This window comes from Providencia sp. wls1916, from assembly GCF_009706585.1.
GTDB lineage: Bacteria > Pseudomonadota > Gammaproteobacteria > Enterobacterales > Enterobacteriaceae > Providencia > Providencia lanzhouensis.
Map to the genome: position 1 here is coordinate 233,622 of NZ_WLUL01000023.1, position 21,235 is coordinate 254,856.

General features: G+C 39.4%; 14 protein-coding genes and 3 tRNA genes. 11 read left to right on the top strand and 6 right to left on the bottom strand.

All coding sequences use genetic code 11. The features are described from left to right. Window positions 1–462 precede the first annotated feature (462 nt). Complete coding sequence (locus GKR61_RS17440; protein WP_036951513.1) at window positions 463–894, top strand: hypothetical protein; 432 nt, start codon at window positions 463–465, stop codon at window positions 892–894. Window positions 895–1,244: 350 nt separating this feature from the next. Next, the gene (gene cycA / locus GKR61_RS17445; protein WP_154639923.1) at window positions 1,245–2,645 is read left to right on the top strand and encodes a D-serine/D-alanine/glycine transporter; all 1,401 of its coding nucleotides are present in this window, start codon (window positions 1,245–1,247) and stop codon (window positions 2,643–2,645) included. Window positions 2,646–2,732: 87 nt separating this feature from the next. On the opposite strand, the gene putP is transcribed toward cycA, so the two are convergent. Next, window positions 2,733–4,217 carry a sodium/proline symporter PutP gene (putP, locus tag GKR61_RS17450; RefSeq protein ID WP_036951523.1) on the bottom strand — a complete coding sequence of 495 codons (1,485 nt, stop codon included), beginning with the start codon at window positions 4,215–4,217 and terminating at the stop codon, window positions 2,733–2,735. 493 nt (window positions 4,218–4,710) lie between these two features. Here putP and putA point away from each other — a divergent pair, with 493 nt between their 5' ends. After that, window positions 4,711–8,709: a trifunctional transcriptional regulator/proline dehydrogenase/L-glutamate gamma-semialdehyde dehydrogenase gene (gene putA / locus GKR61_RS17455; protein ID WP_154639924.1), complete on the top strand. Its 3,999-nt coding sequence runs from the start codon at window positions 4,711–4,713 to the stop codon at window positions 8,707–8,709. 378 nt (window positions 8,710–9,087) lie between these two features. Here the strand turns inward: putA and fliZ are convergent, their stop codons facing one another. Then, window positions 9,088–9,600, bottom strand: coding sequence for a flagella biosynthesis regulatory protein FliZ (gene fliZ, locus GKR61_RS17460; protein WP_132494631.1), 513 nt, complete (start codon window positions 9,598–9,600; stop codon window positions 9,088–9,090). A gap of 1,024 nt (window positions 9,601–10,624) precedes the next feature. On the opposite strand from fliZ, the gene GKR61_RS17465 reads away from it, so the two are divergent. After that, window positions 10,625–10,936, top strand: a complete 312-nt coding sequence (locus tag GKR61_RS17465; protein ID WP_006657479.1) for a DUF5339 domain-containing protein — start codon at window positions 10,625–10,627, stop codon at window positions 10,934–10,936. Window positions 10,937–11,020: 84 nt separating this feature from the next. On the opposite strand, the gene mgtA is transcribed toward GKR61_RS17465, so the two are convergent. From mgtA to cspE, 3 genes are all read right to left on the bottom strand, one after another. After that, entirely contained in the window at window positions 11,021–13,723 is a 2,703-nt protein-coding gene (gene mgtA / locus GKR61_RS17470) for a magnesium-translocating P-type ATPase (RefSeq protein WP_036951534.1), read from the bottom strand. Window positions 13,724–13,869: 146 nt separating this feature from the next. Next, window positions 13,870–14,568: an MgtC family protein gene (locus tag GKR61_RS17475; protein ID WP_036951537.1), complete on the bottom strand. Its 699-nt coding sequence runs from the start codon at window positions 14,566–14,568 to the stop codon at window positions 13,870–13,872. A gap of 484 nt (window positions 14,569–15,052) precedes the next feature. Further along, a complete protein-coding gene (cspE, locus tag GKR61_RS17480; RefSeq protein WP_004909801.1) occupies window positions 15,053–15,265 on the bottom strand; it encodes a transcription antiterminator/RNA stability regulator CspE in 213 nt (70 codons plus the stop codon). Window positions 15,266–15,746: 481 nt separating this feature from the next. On the opposite strand from cspE, the gene GKR61_RS17485 reads away from it, so the two are divergent. From GKR61_RS17485 to GKR61_RS17620, 7 genes are all read left to right on the top strand, one after another. Continuing rightward, window positions 15,747–16,250 (top strand): YlaC family protein, encoded by a 504-nt coding sequence (locus GKR61_RS17485; RefSeq protein ID WP_036951540.1) that lies wholly within the window; start codon window positions 15,747–15,749, stop codon window positions 16,248–16,250. 136 nt (window positions 16,251–16,386) lie between these two features. Next, window positions 16,387–16,462 (top strand) — tRNA-Asn (locus GKR61_RS17490). A 327-nt stretch (window positions 16,463–16,789) separates the two neighbouring features. Further along, window positions 16,790–16,865: transfer RNA gene (locus tag GKR61_RS17495), tRNA-Asn, on the top strand. 307 nt (window positions 16,866–17,172) lie between these two features. Next, window positions 17,173–17,248, top strand: a tRNA-Asn gene (locus tag GKR61_RS17500). 191 nt (window positions 17,249–17,439) lie between these two features. Continuing rightward, window positions 17,440–18,486 carry a dihydroorotase gene (gene pyrC, locus GKR61_RS17505; RefSeq protein WP_036951541.1) on the top strand — a complete coding sequence of 349 codons (1,047 nt, stop codon included), beginning with the start codon at window positions 17,440–17,442 and terminating at the stop codon, window positions 18,484–18,486. Between the two features lie 219 nt (window positions 18,487–18,705). After that, entirely contained in the window at window positions 18,706–18,960 is a 255-nt protein-coding gene (gene bssS, locus GKR61_RS17510; RefSeq protein WP_036951542.1) for a biofilm formation regulator BssS, read from the top strand. A gap of 240 nt (window positions 18,961–19,200) precedes the next feature. Then, a complete protein-coding gene (locus tag GKR61_RS17620; protein ID WP_036951544.1) occupies window positions 19,201–19,794 on the top strand; it encodes a LuxR C-terminal-related transcriptional regulator in 594 nt (197 codons plus the stop codon). 45 nt (window positions 19,795–19,839) lie between these two features. Here GKR61_RS17620 and trhO read toward each other — a convergent pair whose 3' ends face one another. Next, entirely contained in the window at window positions 19,840–20,886 is a 1,047-nt protein-coding gene (gene trhO / locus GKR61_RS17520; RefSeq protein ID WP_154639925.1) for an oxygen-dependent tRNA uridine(34) hydroxylase TrhO, read from the bottom strand. Window positions 20,887–21,235: the final 349 nt, after the last annotated feature.

Here is a 21,235-nt window from a genome sequence, read left to right on the forward strand (position 1 = left end):
TACCCCCGCGTACATATCGCTGTTTATTTACCAGTTAGTAACAATGAATGATAATATCATTATGTTACTATATACTTTTATTTTAACAAATTACTTAACCACAATGACAACATTACGTATAACTGCTTATTCGAATTAAGATACATATACGTTTTCATATGTTTTATTTAAAAAATTATATGATGACTAAAAGGGTAAAATTGGCATATTGATACTGAGGTGAAGGGTGGATAAAATATTGTTAAAACTGGGACTTGGCTCACAAAGAGGTGATGAGGTTACATCATGGTTTCATTATGAAACAGGCTTATTCTTTAGCCAATCAGGCATAAAATCGGTAAAAATGTTCGTTCTCCAAACTATCGCCATCCATTTTTCATTTTATTAACATGCAACCCATTGTCTATTCTGTGACGCTTTGTACTATTTATCTTATAAAGAAATTAATTTTTGAGGTTTACTATGTTTAATTATTTAGCAACAGTTGAATTTGTCGAAGATGAAGGAGTATACGAAATTAATTTTTGTGATTTTCCCGATATTCAAGGCGTGACTTATTGCGCAGAAGATGTCGAACTAGAGGCTCAAGAAACATTACTCGCCACACTTTCGGAGCTAATCACATTAAGAAATCCGATTCCTCTTCCCCAAAATTCGGTCACTAATGCGTTTGCTATTCATTTACCTGTATTGAGTTGCTTAAAAATCGCACTGCACAATGCCATTCTTGAAACTCAAACTCCGCGGAGCAAACTTGCTCGGACACTCAATATCAGCGCTCAACAAATAGAGCGGTTACTTGACCTACAATATGCATCAAAAATTGAAGCGCTCGAACAAGCTTTATTTGTCGTGGGATATGACGTGAAAGTGACCGTTAGCCCTATCGTTTAGAAATAGCCAACGAAGATAACGGTTAAAAAGAAGAAAACTCGTGGCATTTTCAGTTAAAAAATAAGCTATATCACTCTTATATATATCCAATACCCCAACTGTCATTATTTAGAATTAAGTATTTGGTACATTTCATCTTATTCTGCTATTTTTATTTTCAGGTTAATTTTTCGTTAATAGTGTTAATAACCTAGGAGGATCCGTTGGTTAAACCAGCGGTCTCTCAGCCATTTGTAAATTTTCTCTTACTCTAATTGAGATTTATGTCACAATATTTCGAGCAAACACAGCCTCAAACTTAAAAAAATAGTGTGGGCTAATATCACAATGACAATCGGATAAATAACAATATGGAAGAAAATGCAGCGACAACCACCTCTCGGCCATCTTCTGACCGAAATCAACTAAAACGTAGCCTCAGTAACCGTCATATTCAGTTAATTGCCATTGGTGGAGCCATTGGTACAGGGCTATTTATGGGATCAGGAAAGACCATCTCCCTTGCGGGTCCCTCTATTATCTTTGTCTACATGATCATCGGCTTTGTGCTGTTTTTTGTCATGCGAGTCATGGGGGAATTACTGCTATCCAACCTGGACTATAAATCTTTCAGTGATTTTTCTGCGGATTTAATCGGTCCATGGGCTGGCTTTTTTGTGGGATGGACTTACTGGTTCTGCTGGGTGATCACGGGAATAGCCGATATTATCGCGATCACCTCGTACGTCAGTTTCTGGGTGCCTAATTTCCCGGAATGGGTGACTTCATTTATCTGTGTTGCCACCCTACTGACGCTTAACTTAGTTTCTGTTCGACTATTTGGTGAACTGGAATTCTGGTTCGCGATGATCAAAATTGTCGCCATTGTGACACTAATTGCCGTTGGCGGTACGTTGATTGCGATGAATTTCCAATCACCGGCCGGGCACACTGCATCCTTAAGTAATATTTGGAACGATGGCGGAATGTTCCCAATGGGACTCAGTGGGTTCTTTGCGGGATTCCAAATTGCTATTTTCGCCTTTGTGGGAATTGAATTAGTGGGAACCGCCGCAGCGGAAACCCGTGATCCTGAAAAATCCCTGCCGAAAGCTATTAACGCTATCCCGATTAGGATCATTGCTTTTTATGTGTTATCCCTGATTGTGATTATGGCTGTTACCCCTTGGCGCACCATTTTGGCGGATAAAAGTCCTTTTGTGGAAATGTTCGTGCTAATCAGCCTGCCTGCTGCTGCCAGTATCGTGAACTTTGTGGTACTTACCTCTGCGGCTTCATCAGCAAACAGTGGTGTTTTCTCCACCAGCCGTATGCTGTTTGGGCTATCTAAAGAGGGAGATGCGCCGAAACAATTTAGTCAGTTATCGAAAAAAGCAGTACCCGCAACAGGCTTAATTTTCACCTGTATCTGCCTAAGTTTCGGTATTGTTTTGATCTACTTTATTCCCGATATCATGCATGCATTCACCTTAGTCACAACCGTGTCTGCGATTTTATTCATGTTTATCTGGAGTATGATTTTATTAAGCTACCTGAATTTCCGTAAGAATCGCCCAGAAAAACATGCCGCATCTCGCTATAAGATGCCTTGGGGTATTTTTATGTCGTGGGTCAGTCTCGCCTTCTTTGCTTTCATGGTGGTGTTATTAGCGTTCCAACATGACACCCGACAAGCATTAATTGCGACACCACTGTGGTTTGTTATTCTGTTTATTGGCTACCAAGTCGTAAAACGCCGTAAACCACGTTGATTATTTGACGAATAAGCAATTAACAAAAATAAAAGGCTGGAAGGTTTCCCTTTCAGCCTTTTTACTATCGATAACCAAATCTATCTATTATTTTGTATTGTATTCAGCTTCTGCTTCATCAAAACGGGCTTGTGCTGCTGCGCTTGGCGCCTTAGTTATCAAGCTGATAACAATGATAGCGATAGTCGCAAAGATAAAGCCCGGGATGATTTCATATAAACCTAACCATTTGAATTTCATCCAAACTAATACTGTTACCGCACCGACAACCATCCCGGCTAATGCACCAGTACGTGTCATACGTTTCCACATAACAGAGAGTAAAACGACGGGACCAAATGCGGCACCAAAACCGGCCCACGCATTACTCACCAATCCTAAGACTTTGTTATTTGGGTCTTGGGCAATATAAATTGCGATCGCCGCGACTAACAGCACCATTCCACGCCCTACCCATACTAGCTCTTTCTGGCTCGCTGATTTGCGGAAGAAAGGTTTGTATAAATCTTCGGTCAATGCGCTGGCACATACTAATAATTGGCAACTTAATGTACTCATTACCGCCGCCAAAATCGCAGACAGCAAGATACCCGCAATCCATGGGTTAAACAGTAATCCGGCTAATTCCATGAAAATACGTTCGTTATTTTTCATTACAGAACCTGCTAATGCAGGATTATTTTCAAAATAAGCGATACCAAAGAAGCCAACAGCAATCGTTCCACCTAAGCATAATGCCATCCATGTCATACTGATACGGCGTGCTGAACGGATCGTGCGATGTGAATCTGCCGCCATAAAACGCGCCAGAATATGCGGCTGCCCAAAGTAACCCAGTCCCCAACCTAACAATGACAAGATGGCAACAAAGTTCATTCCCTTAAACATATCAAGATATTCAGGGTTTTTAGCTTTAATGACTTCGATTGAAGTATCTAACCCGCCAAGGGATAAAATCACGACAATTGGCGTTAAGATCAGGGCAAAAATCATCAATGATGCTTGAACAGTATCCGTCCAACTTACCGCTAAGAAACCACCTAAGAAAGTATAAGCAATGGTCGCCAATGCCCCTAACCATAGCGCTTTGTCGTAACTAATATTAAAGGTGCTTTCAAACAATAAGCCCCCCGCTACAACTCCTGATGCACAATAGATAGTAAAGAAAACTAAAATAACAACCGCAGAAATAATACGTAAAATCTTACTATTATCTTCAAAACGACTTGTAAAATAGTCTGGCAACGTTAAGGCATTATTATTTTTCTCGGTTTGTACACGTAAGCGCCCTGCAACAAACAACCAGTTCAGATAAGCCCCTAAACATAAACCAATCGCAATCCAGCTTTCAGAAATCCCAGCGAGGAAAATAGCGCCTGGTAAACCCATCAATAACCAGCCACTCATATCTGAAGCCCCTGCAGATAATGCGGTTACCACACTACCTAAACTTCGTCCCCCTAGAATGTAATCATCAAAGTTTTTCGTTGAGCGATAGGCTAAATAGCCGATCAATAACATACCCGTGATATATACGATGAACATAATGATCATCGGAGTGCTTACAGTCATCCTGTCGTCTCCATAGTGCGTCTATTTTGTCGTTATCTTTATAATTTTCTTTGATAACTTTTAATCTCAAGGTGTTGCACTTAATTGCACAATTTTGCGTTTTTTGATGCACACCTTATCTATGTTGTGATTGTTTGTGTTGCAATAACTCAATAACTTTGCCACATCATGCTAGACAGACTCAGATGCTTTTAACAAGAAATTAACTATTTTTTGTTCAATAAATAAAAGACACATCACAAATGTTAAACTTTTAAGTCAAATTCTTAATTAAGCGTTTAACTTGCCACCATCTTAAAAGAGAAAACAATATATTGATTTATAAGTAAATTATAAAAACCCAATCAATGGGTATCATAAATCACTCATAAAAATAAGAGTTGTTTCACATTTTCTTCACATAACACATTAACAATGTTGCACAAAGTTGCAACATCATCATAATGGTGTGTAACTTTTGGTATTTAACACCTGTGAAAAGGAAGGAATTAAGATGAGTAGCACAACAACTATGGGTGTGAGACTTGATGAAGAAACTCGTGACCGCATTAAAGCCGCCGCTCAACGTCTTGATCGCACATCCCATTGGCTTATTAAACAAGCTATATATAATTATTTAGGGCAACTCGATAACAACCAAATTATACCTGAATTATCAACGGTTTTGGATACAAAAGATCAGCATTCTGGTGATGAAGTTTCGTCTCCTGAGACCCTTTATCAGCCATTCCTTGAGTTCGCTGAGCATATTTTACCCCAATCCGTAAAACGCTCCGCAATTACATCAGCGTACCGCATTCCTGAAACTCAAGCCGTACCTATGCTTTTACAACAAGCTGAGCTGCCTCCAGAGCAAGCTGATGCGGCTCATAAATTGGCTTACTCCATTGCAGAAAAACTGCGTAATCAAAAAAATGGGGTTGGTCGTTCAGGCTTAGTTCAAGGGTTATTACAAGAATTTTCGCTGTCTTCTCAAGAAGGTGTGGCATTAATGTGCCTTGCCGAAGCGCTATTACGTATTCCGGATAAAGCCACTCGCGATGCGCTGATCCGAGACAAAATCAGTACGGGTAACTGGCAATCTCATGTTGGCCAAAGCAGCTCGATGTTCGTCAATGCGGCAACATTGGGGCTTTTATTTACAGGTAAATTAGTCTCTACCCACAATGAAGCCAAATTATCGACATCGTTAAATCGCATTATCAGTAAAAGTGGTGAGCCGCTAGTACGAAAAGGCGTGGATATGGCAATGCGCTTAATGGGTGAACAATTTGTCACCGGCGAAACCATCGCCCAAGCCCTTGCCAACGCACGTAAATTGGAAGACAAAGGTTTCCGCTACTCCTACGATATGCTGGGTGAAGCCGCTTTAACCGAGAAAGATGCCCAAGATTATATGGTCTCTTACCAACAAGCGATCCACGCAATTGGTAAAGCATCGAATGGACGCGGTATCTATGAAGGACCGGGTATTTCCATCAAATTATCGGCACTACATCCGCGTTATAGCCGCGCGCAATACGATCGCGTGATGGAAGAACTGTATCCGCGCTTACTTTCTTTAGTCTTGCAAGCTCACCAATACGATGTTGGTATCAATATTGATGCTGAAGAAGCAGATCGCTTAGAAATTTCTTTAGATTTACTCGAAAAATTGTGTTTTGAGCCGAAATTAGCAGGCTGGAACGGTATTGGTTTTGTCATTCAAGCTTACCAAAAACGCTGCCCATTTGTTATCGACTCAATTATTAATTTAGCCGAACGCAGCCAACGACGCCTGATGATCCGTCTCGTAAAAGGCGCTTATTGGGATAGCGAAATTAAACGTGCGCAAATTGATGGCTTAGAAGGTTATCCAGTTTATACACGCAAAGTGTATACCGACGTTTCTTATATAGCTTGTGCTCGTAAATTACTGTCTGTACCTAATTTAATTTACCCACAATTTGCGACTCATAACGCACATACATTATCAGCTATCTACCAAATTGCAGGTAAAAACTACTACCCTAGTCAATATGAGTTCCAATGCTTACATGGCATGGGTGAGCCATTATATGAACAAGTTGTTGGTAAAGTGGCTGACGGTAAACTCAACCGCCCATGTCGTATTTATGCTCCAGTAGGTACCCACGAAACCTTATTAGCTTACTTAGTACGCCGTCTCTTAGAGAATGGAGCAAATACTTCGTTTGTTAACCGAATTGCGGATGCCACGATCCCATTAGATGAATTGGTTGCTGATCCGGTTAAAGATGTTCGTGAACTGTCTAAAACTGAAGGACAAATTGGCTTACCACACCCTAAAATTCCATTGCCGCGTGACCTGTATGGAACCCGTCGCGTTAACTCAATGGGCTTAGATTTATCTAACGAACACCGCTTAGCATCACTCTCGAGCGCATTACTCAATGCCGCGGCACAAGAAAAAATCGCGGAACCACTGCTGGGTGGTGAATTTGTGACACAACAAGCGCTACCTGAAGCTGTCGCAATTATCAACCCAGCCTGTCATCGTGATATCGTTGGTAAAGTACGCGAAGCCAGTGAACAAGAAGCTGAACATGCGCTGAATATCGCCACTGATGCTGGCGCGATTTGGTTTGCAACGCCACCATCTGAACGTGCAGCTATCCTGTTACGTGCAGCTGACATTATGGAACAACAATTGCAGCCATTATTGGATGTGCTGGTGCGTGAAGCTGGGAAAACTTACGCGAATGCGATTGCTGAAGTTCGTGAAGCGGTTGATTTCTTAAACTATTATGCAACTCAAGTCCGTGAAGATTTTGATAATAACACTCACCGCCCTCTTGGCCCTGTTGTTTGTATCAGCCCATGGAACTTCCCATTAGCCATTTTCTCAGGACAAATCGCAGCGGCATTAGCCGCAGGCAACACTGTGCTGGCTAAACCGGCGGAACAAACACCATTAATTGGTGCTATTGCGGTATCCATTATGCATCAGGCGGGTATTCCTCGTGATGTCCTGCAATTTTTACCAGGTAAAGGTGAAACTATCGGTGCAAAATTAGTAGGCGATCAACGCGTTCGTGGCGTGATGTTTACTGGCTCAACCGAAGTCGCGGGCTTATTGCAGCGCAATATTGCAGGTCGCTTAGATGCTCAAGGTCGCCCGACGCCACTGATTGCAGAAACTGGTGGATTGAATGCGATGATTGTTGATTCTTCCGCTCTCACAGAGCAAGTCGTCACCGATGTCGTCGCCTCTGCATTTGATAGTGCCGGTCAACGCTGCTCTGCATTGCGTATTCTTTGTGTTCAAGAAGATGTCGCTGACCGAACAATTCGTATGTTAAAAGGTGCGATGGAAGAGTGCCGGATGGGTAATCCTGAACACATCTCCACCGATATTGGTCCTGTTATTGATAGTGAAGCCAAAGAGAATATTGACCAACATATTCAACAAATGCGCAGTAAAGGCAAAATCGTTTTCCAAGCCGTCTATGCCGATAGCCAAGATCAGCAAGAACAGGCAGAAGGAACCTACGTTAAGCCAACGCTGATTGAGTTAGATAATATTGGTGAGTTGAAGAAAGAAATTTTCGGACCAGTTCTGCATGTTGTTCGTTTCAAACGTGATGAGTTAGAGCAATTAGTTGACCAAATCAATGCGGCTGGTTATGGATTAACATTAGGTGTTCATACTCGCATTGATGAAACCATCAACCAAGTGGTCGCTAAAGCGAAAGTGGGCAACTTATATGTTAACCGTAATATGGTCGGTGCTGTTGTCGGAGTGCAACCATTTGGTGGTGAAGGACTTTCAGGTACAGGACCTAAAGCCGGTGGACCGCTTTATCTCTACCGTTTATTAAGCGAGCGTCCTGAGAATGCAGTTTGCCAAACACTGGAGCAGCAAGACAGCCATTTACCAATGGATGCAAGTGCTCGCGCTGAGTTACTCGCACCATTTGAAGCATTCTCTGCATGGGTACAAAAACAGAAAACGGATGTTGAGCAATCCATAATTGAACAATCTACGGTTGAACAATTTGCCCGTTTAACACAAGCCGGTACAACACGTTTATTACCAGGACCAACAGGTGAAAAGAACACCTACACCTTGCGTCCACGCGGCACTATTTTATGCCTTAGCGATAATGAACGTGATTGTTTGACTCAATTATCTGCTGTGCTCGCAAGTGGTTGTCAAACATTGTGGGAAAATAGCGAACTGCACCAGAAGCTATTTAAATCACTGCCAGAAAAAGTTCGCAAAACTATCTCATTCACCAAAGATTGGCAAAACACAGTGGAGCCAATTGAAGGTGTGATTTATCACGGAGATTGCGACCAACTGAAACATGTTTGCGAAGCGATTGCCAAACGTAAAGGACCGATTATTTCTGTTCAAGGCTTTGAGCGTGGTGAAACTAACTTGCTCATTGAACGCTTAGTGCATGAACGTTCTTTAAGTGTGAATACTGCCGCAGCGGGTGGTAATGCAAGCTTAATGACTATCGGATAATAAGCAAAAGCCTGAGTTTTTCAGCCCAGAATAATATAGGCTGATTAACTCAGGCTCTCTCTTAGCAATAACCCCTTGAACTACATTCATAATATTCTATTTCTTTATCATTAAATCCGAATATCCACTTACTTTTTGTTTTTTGTCATTCTTATTTATCTATAAATTTAATTAAATAGTTCCCATTAATTTTTATCATTATATATTAAGTATTAGCTATAACAGTTGATTAAGTTTAATTCCAAATCTGTTCAATTTATGTCATTTATACTGACTATTATTCAAAAATAAAAAAGGTGCCCTATTGGACACCTATTTGCCTATTTTAGTATTAAAAATAATCGTATAACCAACTATTTTTATTAACTTAAAATATTATTAGTTTTTTTCTGACTGCCAGCTTAAATACTGCTCATATTTACGTAGTGCAATATTGTAGTTGCTAAATGCTGAATCAGTCATTTTATCGCTCAACTGTTCTTGAACTTTACTTGCGGTAAAATCTTTCATTGAAAAGTTAGAGGATGACAGCAGTTCATCTAAGCGGCGCAGACGAACAACGTACTCGCGGACGGTGCTATGACTCATTTCTGTCTGTAAGAACAAATACTGTTTAAAAGACATAATATCGAAATAGTCTGTATTGCTATTACAGAAAATTTCACTACAAAAACGACAAAGTGCTGTAAATTGCCCTTGAAGTTCGCCCCAAGCCGCTTCATCAACCAAATCGGTCATGTCAGCGATAGCTTCTTTATTCAAGATACCATCGTTGAAAACGAGGGAGATACGATCAAGAGTTTTATTACAGTGTGCACAATGAGTTTGGCTGTGTTTAAAATCTTTAATATAACGACTCAACGGCCGTTTCTTTACAATAGAAGCAGACATAATGGTAAAGCCCTGTGTGTAATTATAAAAATAAAAAGTAACAAGATAAATCCGGTTACATACATACCATGCCCATAGCATTAATGATTGTCTGCTATGCTGCACATCGAGATAAGCGTAATTGCCTTATCTCATTTTCTTACTTTCCCTTTGTAAGGTGGATCCTTCTGGGAATGTAATGTAAGAAAATTTATTTCCCTTTGTCCGAAGCATTCTAACCTGTCTAAAACACTTTGGCGAATTTCTTATGAGAGTAATTTTGCATGTAAATTTGACCTAGCGTCAACCTAACGAACCTAATCGTTGTTAACCTAAATAGCAAAGTTTTATCACTTAAAGAACCAAGATTCGAAAGGAGGCCCCCCTTGGAGGCACAGACTTTACCTGATAACCCCCTAAAGGTTCAAAGGAAATTTAATTTAAAAATCAATATTATATAGTGAAAAGCATTTTATTGATAAATTTGTGATACAGCTCACTTTTCACTTCTATAATCGCATTTTAAATGTACAGCCATTAATTCTATAAATATTCGATAATTCAGTTTTATAAGTGAGATGTAAATTATTTTTTACACTACTTCTTAATTTTAATTATTTTTACTGTATATGAAAAAAAGTTATTAGTGTCATTAGAAAAGTTATAAGGAGTTTAATTTCCTCCTATTATATACAATTTTTAGTTACTTCTACTTAACGTATTTCTTACAAAATGGTTTACTACTCGCTAAGTATTTTATGCGGTTATTCTTATTTCATGAATAAGAGAACTCAGTATCAATTACGTATTTATACCAATTAATAATAATCCATTCTTATTTTTCGCACGTCATAATAAGCTAACATAAAACACGATAGATAATTATCGCTACAAAAGTCATTTATAAAGTATAACTATTTACATTAAAGGTTAACCATTTGAATTAATTATCAATTTCCTTTTTAGGATTTGTTACATTGATAAAAGAAGATCCTCTTATATACTTAATTTGCTTTATATATAAATAATTTTAATAAGGTTGATTATGAAAAAGATGATTTTAGCTTGTGGACTGGGTTTATTGGCATTGACAATCACTGCGTGTTCAGAAGAAGAGAAAAAAGGTCAAGTTGCTGGTGCAACTGAAACTTGTAACGCTTACTTCGCTGAAGTTGATAGCTTAATTGCTAAAGCTTCTGAGAACCCACAAGCCAAAGCTCAATTAGATGCGATGAAAGGTCAGTTAGAAGAAGGTAAAAAGCAAGTTGCTGCTTTACCTAAAGACCAACAAGATCAAGCTTGCCAGCAAGGCATTGATGCAATGAAACAAATGAAAACAGCTTTAGGTCTGCAATAGTCTTTCCTACTCTGTTAAAAAAAAGAGCCTATATGGCTCTTTTTTTATTGTACTGTTTTACTAAAGTAATGTGACTTGAGCAGACTATAACCAAGTTCCAAAGCGTTTAATATAAATGTGCTTCATCCCTTGCGCTACAAAACAATAACTCACTAATGTCAGCACTAACCAAGGGAAATATTCCATTGGTAAAGGCTGCAAGCCAATCATCGTACCAAATGATGAGAACGGAATATAAAGTCCAAGAGCCATGATAATTCCCGTTGTCAGTAATACGGGTAATGCAGCCGTGCTTTGAATGAAGGGAATTTTTTGTGTTCGTAGCATATGAACGACCAAGGTTTGCGACAATAATCCCTCAACAAACCAACCAGATTGGAATAGTGCTTCATGAGCTACACTATTGGCTTGGAATACATACCACATCAAAGCAAATGTCGTGATATCAAAAATGGAAGATGTTGGACCAATCCAAATCATAAATCGTCCAATATTTTTCGCATCCCATTTACGTGGACGTTTTAAAAATTCTTTATCCATTTTGTCCCAAGGTAATGCTAATTGGGACATATCGTACAGCAAGTTTTGAACCAGTAAATGAATAGCTAGCATCGGTAAGAACGGAATAAATGCACTCGCAATAAGAACAGAAAATACATTTCCAAAGTTAGAGCTAGCGGTCATATTTAAATACTTAATAATATTCCCAAACGTTTCTCTTCCTTTGATAACCCCTTGTTCTAATACCATCAAATCCTTTTCTAACAGAATAATATCCGCAGACTCTTTCGCAATATCGGTACCCGTATCTACAGATATTCCTACATCAGCATCCCGTAAAGCGGGTGCATCATTGATCCCATCCCCTAGGAAACCGACAGTATGTCCATTTGCTTGCAGTAGTTTTAGGATCCGAGATTTTTGTAGTGGGGTTAATTTGCAGAAAACGGAAACTTGCTCAACTTTCGTTTTCAGCTCATCATCACTCATTGCCTCGACTTCAAGACCTGTCATTATCTCATCGATATTTAAACCTACATCATGGCAAATTTTTTCAGTGATCACGGCATTATCACCCGTAAGCACTTTGACCATCACGCCATTTTCTCTTAGTGCAGCAATAGCCGAAATTGCACTCTCTTTTGCAGGATCTAAAAATGTAAGAATACCTTGTAACTCGAGTTGTTGTTCTGCTTGAGCCGATAACGGTAACAAAGCTTCAGCATCATTCAATGAACGCGTTGCCAGCAGTAATACCCGGAACCCCTGTTTATTATAGTCACTGACCAGCTCCGCAATCCTAGCTTTAGCTTGGTCATCCAATAAGACGGAGTGTCCATCTTGCTGATAACTATGACAAACAGCCAACATTTCTTCCGCTGCCCCTTTACAGATCAATAAAGCTTCACCTTCAGGGGTTTTTACTGTGACGGATAATTTTCGGCGAATAAAATCAAATGGTAGTTCATCAATTTTTTGATAAGCCTTCAACTGCTCGACTTTATCATTGCCACGTCCACGTCGAATAATTGCCTGGTCCATCATATTTTTGGCACCACTTTGATGGAAACTATTCAACCACGCCAATTGCAAAATTCGGCTATCTTTTTGCCCATTACTGTCGAGATAATGCTCTAAAATGATACGATCTTGCGTCAATGTTCCCGTTTTATCGGTACATAGCACATCCATCGCACCAAAGTTCTGAATAGCATTGAGCCGTTTAACAATAACCTTGTGCTTAGACATGGCTATCGCCCCTTTTGCAAGGTTTGAGCTCACTATCATCGGTAACATTTCAGGGGTTAATCCCACCGCAACAGCCAGTGAAAATAGTGTTGCCTCAAACCAATCACCTTTAGTGAATCCATTGATTAATAAGACAATCGGCACCATTACCAGCATAAAGCGGATTAGCAACCAACTCACACTATTCACGCCGCGATCAAAAGCAGTTTGAGCTCGAGTTCCCACAATCGATTTGGCCAGCGAGCCTAAGTACGTTTTGCTCCCCGTTGCAACCACTATGCCCCTCGCCGTTCCACTCGTTACATTGGTGCCCATCAAACAGATATTGGAAATTTCAAGTAATTCATTTTCTGTCGGTGATGCGGGTTCCAAACTTTTTGCGGACACATTTGCGAGAGTGTCATATTTTTCAACCGGGATAGATTCCCCCGTTAAAATAGCTTGGCTGATAAATAGATCTCGGGATTCCACCAGTTTTAAATCCGCAGGAACCATGTCTCCAGCTGATAATAAAACGATATCCCCTGGCACTAAGCATTTGATTGGTACCTCTTTGCGAATAGAACGTCCCGTTCTATTGTCGCGACGGTATACCGTTGCTGTAGTTCTTACCAAGGATTTCAAGGCTTCTGCCGCTTTATTGGTTCGATATTCTTGCCAAAAGCGCAGCAATCCACTTAATACAACCATCGTGACAATGATGATAACGCCCGTTAAATCAGTCTCTTCACCTTGACGCTCAGGGATCACGTAATCAGTAAAGAAACTCACAATCGCGAGGATCATTAAAACAAAAATAAATGGGTTTTTAAAAGAAGTGAGTAATTGCTTCCAAGCAGGAGGTGCTTTTTCATGAGCAACTTCATTTTCCCCCTCGACGACTAGACGGTCGAGAGCCTCATTTTCAGACAACCCCAGAAGGTTAGTTTGATATTCATTGAGAACCTGCTCAATGTTTTTGCTCGCTTGTTCGCCAACAATGAATTTTTGGCGTGCAGGGGCTTTTGCGCCTTTGCGCTGATGCCTTATTTCAGTCATAACGTTATCTCAATAGAGTACAGTTGTACTTTTTAAACGCTATCTGACTGAAAATATTGTATTTTAGCCAGATAGCTCCTGTTTATATCTCCAAGACGGGGGGTGCTCGTCCATTTCGGCTCCTTTAATCAGTTAATTTTTAGCAATCAAGCGGGTAGCTCGGATGCCACTTTCCAATTGATAGCACTGACACTTTGCTCAAGACTAATCCGGCAAACCAATGCTTCTATCTCTTTTTGCTCGACTGGCGTGGCAAGAAACTCTGCACACACCTCCAACTGTTCTGGTTTCAATGTATCTGCGCTACTCAATGACTGTAAGCGAATATGCAGGCCATTAATGGCTTGTAAAATCAACGTTCTAACAAGGATTTCATCGCCTTGGTGACACATCACACGAATTTTATAACGTTGTTCAACATCCAATGCCTGCTGTTGCGGTTGGCGATTAATTTTTGCTGCAGCTTCACGCAATAGAATATTTGCGCATAAAATCAATAAGGTAGCTATTGTGGCCAGTGAGTATTGCCCTAACCCACATAACACACCAATTCCGGCTGAACACCATAGTGTTGCAGCAGTATTCAGACCTCGAATATTCATGCCTTCACGCATGATCACTCCAGCCCCTAAGAAGCCGATACCTGACACAATTTGTGCAGCAATTCGACCAGGGCTATCAGGTGAAGTTGTCACTGAACTCAAAATAAATACGGCTGCTCCCGTTGCAACCAATGCATTCGTACGCAATCCAGCCATTCTTTGACGCCATTGACGCTCTGCGCCAATTAATGCGCCAAGGCACATTGCAGATAAAAGATTTAATATATCCGGTGTGAAAAACATAATGATCCCTCCATCAAATAATGGATAACAATTAATGGGCAGAATAAAAAGCCCATGCCAAATTGCTGAATAAATAAATATTCAGTAATTAATGGCTATTGCCCGGAGGGAATAGAGAATAAATATAAACTTGCATGATACACACTCACTGCAACAGTGACTATTTCATTCGGAAAATGAAAAATTCTTATATAAATCAGGGAGTATGAGTGATAGAAACATCAGACACCGCCCGCCGTAGTGGCAAGCAGCTAATAGAAGAGATTATTAATTACTTGCCAATTAAATTAAATTTTTATTACAACTCTGACTGTCCAAGTAATTTATCTCCAATAGATTAATTGTGAGCTGAGTATAGATGCGGCTAATTATTAAGTAAAGATTTAAATGTTAATTATTTTTACACTATATTTTTTATTTTTCAGAAACGAAAAAGCCCGTCCTTAAAAAGGACGGGCTTTAGAAAATCAGTTAAGCAATTAGCTTAGATAGCAGTTACGTTAGCAGCTGCTGGGCCTTTTGCACCGTTTTCAATGGTGAATTCAACTTGCTGGCCTTCTGCCAGAGTTTTGAAACCATTGCCCTGAATGGCAGAGAAGTGGACGAAAACGTCTTTGCTACCATCAGCTGGAGTGATGAAACCGAAGCCTTTAGACTCGTTGAACCACTTAACTTGACCTTTCATTTTGTCGGACATTTGACTTTTCCTATATAACATCAAAAAAACTTGCCTTTTGGCATATATGGGCCAGAGTCAGCTATTTAATCAGGGAAACACCAAGATGAAGCGTCACGGTAAAAGGCTATCTGTGATAACTTTTTTCTTTAGAACACACTAACTCAGTAATCATACATCAAATAGGACTGCTAAACAGGCCGATGCACATTAACTCATGACTTTGAGATAATAGCAACTATTTTATACATTCAATTCTGAAAATATTGTTGTTTTTTTCGATTCCGTCACTTTTAGGCGGAATTATGTTAACAAAAAAACTGCATTTTATTGATATTTTAAAGATTTCTTTTAAATAAAACCCTCTCTAAACCTCAAAAGTCGACAGGATTAATCCCAGACGATGACAATCCAGTTAAATATTTTTTTTAACTGATATATAACAATTCATTCCCTCCGTGATACCCTCCTAGTATAGATATCTGACAGAGAGTCACTTACCATGGATATTATCAAACAAATACTTATAGATGATTTAGATGCCATTAATCAGCGTGAGCAACGTGATGGCAAACCTTACTTTAATAGCCAATTTCTCGCCAATCATCCTTATTTATGTATTGGCATGATTGCAGCCTATTTACCGCTTGCCGTGATCTTATGGTACGCACCCTACTTTGGTCCTTATTGGACACTTGGTATAACCCTCTTATTTATTATACTTGCTAGCGTTCTGTTATTTGACATTAAGCCTGTCTACCATTTCGAAGATATTGGCGTACTTGATTTGCGTGTTTGCTATAACGGTGAATGGTTTGTCACTGAAACCGTATCTGAGGACGCGTTAAATAAAATTCTTAATTCTCAGGAAGTCAGCTCAGCAATCAAGCAAGAAATTTCTCGTTTATTAGCATTAAAGGGCAACATCTCCTTTTACGATATTTATCATATTGCTTACCCTGAGGTTTCTTTGCCGACACAAGTTACTTTAGCCGCTCAAAATTAAAACATTATCAATAATATAGCGTAGTTTTTATTCGTAATGAGTAGTGATTGAGCAATTAGATTTAATTTCTATTTTTATCGTTGACAGGTCGAGGTGATATCGTTAATATTCGCCTCGTTCTCAGGAACAACCCAATTCCTCCATAGTTCAGTCGGTAGAACGGCGGACTGTTAATCCGTATGTCGCTGGTTCAAGTCCAGCTGGAGGAGCCAAATTTAAAAAGCCCGCTAAGATTAATTCTTGCGGGCTTTTTGCTTTCTAGCTGTTCTTCTGCCTTTTCATTCTTTTTCACCCTATTCCCGACTACTTTTATTTATTCCTGCTCTACTCAGTAATAGAACAATCCTTATGACTTATGTGCAGTTCAATTTTAGCTGCACCGCTTAAAACAGCGGGTAAATTCCTGAAACTCTATAAATAAGGCATAAATAATCACCAAATTGTTTACTTAACAACCTGTTGAACATTTTTTTTAATTTTATGCTTTACAACCGAGTACGGGGTCGGTAATATGCGCCTCGTTCTCAGGAACAACCAATTCCTCCATAGTTCAGTCGGTAGAACGGCGGACTGTTAATCCGTATGTCGCTGGTTCAAGTCCAGCTGGAGGAGCCAAATTTAAGAAGCCCGCTCAGGTTAATCCTAGCGGGCTTCTTGCTTTCTAATTCTGCCATTTTTATCTTTCCTACTAATCCCTTATCAAAGATAATTTTTACACATTAAAATTACTTTCCAATCTTAATCACATCTTTTTAACTGGCTCTTTTTTCAGCTATTTTTGACTTAATTTCTTTTACATCTGATCAGTTAGATCAAAATTCTATCGATTCGTGCAGATAACAGGCAAACAAACTTATTTTATCATTTTCCCCTTTGACATTAGCGATTCAGAACGCTAATATCCTCTGCGTGTTAAGGGAGTTCCTCCATAGTTCAGTCGGTAGAACGGCGGACTGTTAATCCGTATGTCGCTGGTTCGAGTCCAGCTGGAGGAGCCAACTTAATCTTTCCTTTCTCTGTTTTATTCTGTTTAAATTCCTTTATTTTCCAGTACGTTAAAAAACTCCAAAGAAAAATAATTTCTATATTAATTGTCCTTGATCATAGCTATTTAATCGTTTTCGTTTTATCATTCTTTCCCGGCTTGAGCATCTGCTCATCACTTCCCCCCCTTATTGGAGCCGGTTTAATGACAACTGTAACTACCCTAACGATCCGCCGCCCTGATGATTGGCATGTTCATTTTCGCGATAATGAAATGTTAAATACAGTCGTGCCGTTCACAAGCCAATTTTTTGGTCGTGCCATTGTCATGCCTAACCTTGTACCCCCTGTTACCACGGTAGAAGCCGCAAGAGCATATCGTGAGCGAATTAAACAAGCGGTACCTGCTGGGCACCAATTTACACCGTTAATGACCTGCTATTTAACTGACACAACTGATGCTGATGAACTAATTCGTGGTTTCAATGAAGGTGTATTTACGGCCTGCAAATTGTACCCCGCGAATGCCACAACAAACTCTAGCCATGGCGTGTCTGACATTAAGAAAATCTACCCTGTTCTTGCTGCCATGGAACAAGCTGGAATGCCATTACTCATTCATGGGGAGGTGACCGCCAGCCATATCGATATCTTCGACCGTGAGGCGCTGTTTATCGAACAAGTCATGCTGCCATTGCGCACTCAATTCCCTCAATTAAAAGTGGTTTTTGAGCACATCACAACCAAAGAAGCCGCACAATATGTGTTAGAGGCTAACGAATTTACAGCGGCGACCTTAACACCACAGCATTTGATGTTTAACCGCAACCATATGTTAGTTGGTGGTGTACGACCGCATCTGTATTGCCTGCCGATTTTAAAACGTAATGTTCATCAAGAAGCATTACGTGCAGCTGTTGCTTCTGGTTGCGATCGCTTCTTCTTAGGTACCGATACTGCGCCGCATGTTCAATCCCGTAAAGAGACATCCTGCGGCTGTGCAGGCGTATTTAACGCTCCAACCGCACTAGCTGCCTATGCAACCGTGTTCGAAGAATTAGGTGCTTTCGCGCATTTCGAAGCATTTTGTTCACTAAATGGACCTAAGTTTTATGGATTACCTGTCAATGAAGGTCACATTACACTGACAAAATCTGAGAATATAACCTGCGAATCTATTGCTTGTGGGACAGATAAATTAATCCCATTCTTAGCGGGTGAAGATTGTGGTTGGACTATCAAAGTAAGCTAATAACATTATGATGTGGAAAGGTTTTATCCTTTTCACATCTTCTTTTTAAAGAATCACCGGCTATTTTTTTAATTTTCACCAAAATTCACAAAAAAATAGTTTTACTACTACCATATTAAAAAAATCTTCTTATACTAGATATAGCTCGTTCTGAGTCACCTGCTCTTAGTCAGTAATAGATATTTACTATTTATCACGATGTTTGATTAGGAGGTCTAAATGAATAGAAAAAGCGATGTAATCCAAACTCACCCTGTTGTTGGCTGGGATATCAGTACTGTCGATGCCTACGATGCGATGATGTTACGTTTACATTACCTCCCTGAACAGAACAATAGCCTGGATAGCGCAATAGTTGATAAAACCATGTGGCTGACAACCGATGTAGCCAAACAGCTGATTAATATTCTTCAGGCTGGAATTGATAAGATTGAGTCTGGCGAATATCTTGAATCTGATTTCAAAACTCATTAGCAGGTAAAAAGAATGGATATTTGTCTCATAACAAATATCCATTCACTATCATTTAACCACTCCAATTTACATCATTAATAAATGAAATTTTTCTGCTTATTATTAAAGATAAAATAGAAACTATAAATTATGAATTAATTGCAAATACAAGCGGTAATTTATTATTTTTATTATTACTTTATTGACTTCAATATCGATTCCAATTTATTGTAATACTCTTTTCGAACAAGGATGTTCCCTATGAGAATATTAGTTATTGATGAGTGTTATTATACCCGCCTTGGTATTACCGAATATTTATCTTCTAATAGAAAATTAAAGTTCATTAGTACAGGGTGCATTAATGAAGGGATTGAATATATCAATAAATACTCGCCCAGTATTGTTTTGGTAAATTTAACTTACTATTGCCATTACTCGAGTTATTGCCCAACGTTGAAAACTCTACTAAACAGAACCAGTAGCATTCGATTCTATATCTACATCAATGCCGCATATCCTTTAACAGACAAGCCTCTATTACTAAAAGATAATTTTTTCATCATGTCAAAAAATATCATGACTCAAACATTGGATAAAGTTATCACTGATTCAGAACAAATAGAAAAAATAACTAAGCTTGCTAATAATAATGACTCATCCATCTTTACTATGAAAGAACAAAATATAATTAACAACTGGATGAATGAAACCCCTAATCATATTATCTCTAGAAAATTAGGCATAAGTAACAGCACCGTTTATTCACAAAAACGGCATATTACATCAAAAGTATTTGTTAAAAACAGAATTGAACTATTTTTTATTTATAATGTTTTTAAGTATCTTTATTAAAATAAAAAGCCCTTTTAAAAGGGCTTTCTTCATTTAAAAATAATATTACTTTTCGCTATTTAATAATCCATCCGCTAAACGATGGCGGGATTTATTAAATATTTTATTACTCACTTCACGGCCAGCACGGCGAGCACGCTGCTCATCTTCAGGCAGCTTCATCTCTTCGGTACACGCATGGCTGCAGCAGCCTTCATATTTTTCAGCACAGCTTGGGCATTGAATAAACAGTAAATGGCAACCGTCATTTTTGCAGTTAGTGTGAGTATCACAAGCTTCCCCGCATTGATGGCAATGCGCTAAGGTATCATCCGTAATACGCTCACCCATACGGTTATCGAACACGAAGTTTTTACCTTTGAAACGTAGCGGCAAGCCTTGTTCTTTTGCTTTTCGCGCATATTCAATGATCCCGCCTTCCACATGATAAACATTCTGGAAACCGTTATGCAGCATGTAAGCGCTCGCTTTTTCACAGCGGATACCGCCCGTGCAATACATCACCACATTTTTATCTTTCTGGTCTTGCAGAATTTCAACCGCCATTGGCAGTTGGTCTCTAAAGGTATCTGATGGAACTTCAATCGCATTATCAAAGTGACCCACTTCATATTCATAGTGATTACGCATATCAACGAAGATAGTGTCTGGATCATCAATCATCGCATTGACTTGCTCGGCTTTTAGATACTGCCCAGTATTCGCAGGATTAAAAGTTTCATCATCAATACCATCCGCAACCACACGATCACGGACTTTCATGCGCAGTACCCAGAAGGACTTACCATCATTATCAATAGCAATGTTCAAACGCAGGTCATTTAAGGCCGGGTCTGTTGCGTAGATAAGTTCCCGCAACACATCGACATTGGAGGCAGGTACGCTAATTTGTGCGTTGATCCCTTCTTTGGCAATATACACTCGACCAAATACGCTCAACGCTTTGAATTGTTGGTACCATTCATTACGAAATGCTGTAGGGTCTTGAATATTGAAGTATTTATAAAAAGAGATTGTGGTACGCGGCTCAGTTTCAGCCAACATACGTTCTTTAAGGATTTTATTCGAAACTTGGTTGTGTAACACTGGCATGGTGTTCGCTTTCCTATGTAATACTTTGATATAAAAAAGATTTAAATCACCAGCAAAGAATTGCTCGTTAATTTTGAGTTATTATCCCTTTTATTATGTTAATAAAAAACCCTTTATTTGAAAGGTTATTGTTAGGGGAATATATTGCGATGATTTATTAGGGGAAATAATTCTTTTTAGAAAAGAAAAAAGGGAGGGCTCCCCCTCCCTGGCATTTGCCGAAGTTACGATGGGTAAACCGCATCGTAGAGCGCAATGTCAACTGCTTTAGGGGTACTTTCCTACTCCGCTATGCAGAACAGAGTAGGTCAGAAACCTCTTTACTGCTTATATTACTAACTACACTTTA

Excerpts from the sequence above, each read along its gene's own strand:
- GKR61_RS17440 (WP_036951513.1), top strand. The coding sequence starts at position 463 with ATGTTTAATTATTTAGCAACAGTTGAATTTGTCGAAGATGAAGGAGTA.
- cycA (WP_154639923.1), top strand. The coding sequence starts at position 1,245 with ATGGAAGAAAATGCAGCGACAACCACCTCTCGGCCATCTTCTGACCGA.
- putP (WP_036951523.1), bottom strand. The coding sequence starts at position 4,217 with ATGACTGTAAGCACTCCGATGATCATTATGTTCATCGTATATATCACG.
- putA (WP_154639924.1), top strand. The coding sequence starts at position 4,711 with ATGAGTAGCACAACAACTATGGGTGTGAGACTTGATGAAGAAACTCGT.
- fliZ (WP_132494631.1), bottom strand. The coding sequence starts at position 9,600 with ATGTCTGCTTCTATTGTAAAGAAACGGCCGTTGAGTCGTTATATTAAA.
- GKR61_RS17465 (WP_006657479.1), top strand. The coding sequence starts at position 10,625 with ATGAAAAAGATGATTTTAGCTTGTGGACTGGGTTTATTGGCATTGACA.
- mgtA (WP_036951534.1), bottom strand. The coding sequence starts at position 13,723 with ATGACTGAAATAAGGCATCAGCGCAAAGGCGCAAAAGCCCCTGCACGC.
- GKR61_RS17475 (WP_036951537.1), bottom strand. The coding sequence starts at position 14,568 with ATGTTTTTCACACCGGATATATTAAATCTTTTATCTGCAATGTGCCTT.
- cspE (WP_004909801.1), bottom strand. The coding sequence starts at position 15,265 with ATGTCCGACAAAATGAAAGGTCAAGTTAAGTGGTTCAACGAGTCTAAA.
- GKR61_RS17485 (WP_036951540.1), top strand. The coding sequence starts at position 15,747 with ATGGATATTATCAAACAAATACTTATAGATGATTTAGATGCCATTAAT.
- pyrC (WP_036951541.1), top strand. The coding sequence starts at position 17,440 with ATGACAACTGTAACTACCCTAACGATCCGCCGCCCTGATGATTGGCAT.
- bssS (WP_036951542.1), top strand. The coding sequence starts at position 18,706 with ATGAATAGAAAAAGCGATGTAATCCAAACTCACCCTGTTGTTGGCTGG.
- GKR61_RS17620 (WP_036951544.1), top strand. The coding sequence starts at position 19,201 with ATGAGAATATTAGTTATTGATGAGTGTTATTATACCCGCCTTGGTATT.
- trhO (WP_154639925.1), bottom strand. The coding sequence starts at position 20,886 with ATGCCAGTGTTACACAACCAAGTTTCGAATAAAATCCTTAAAGAACGT.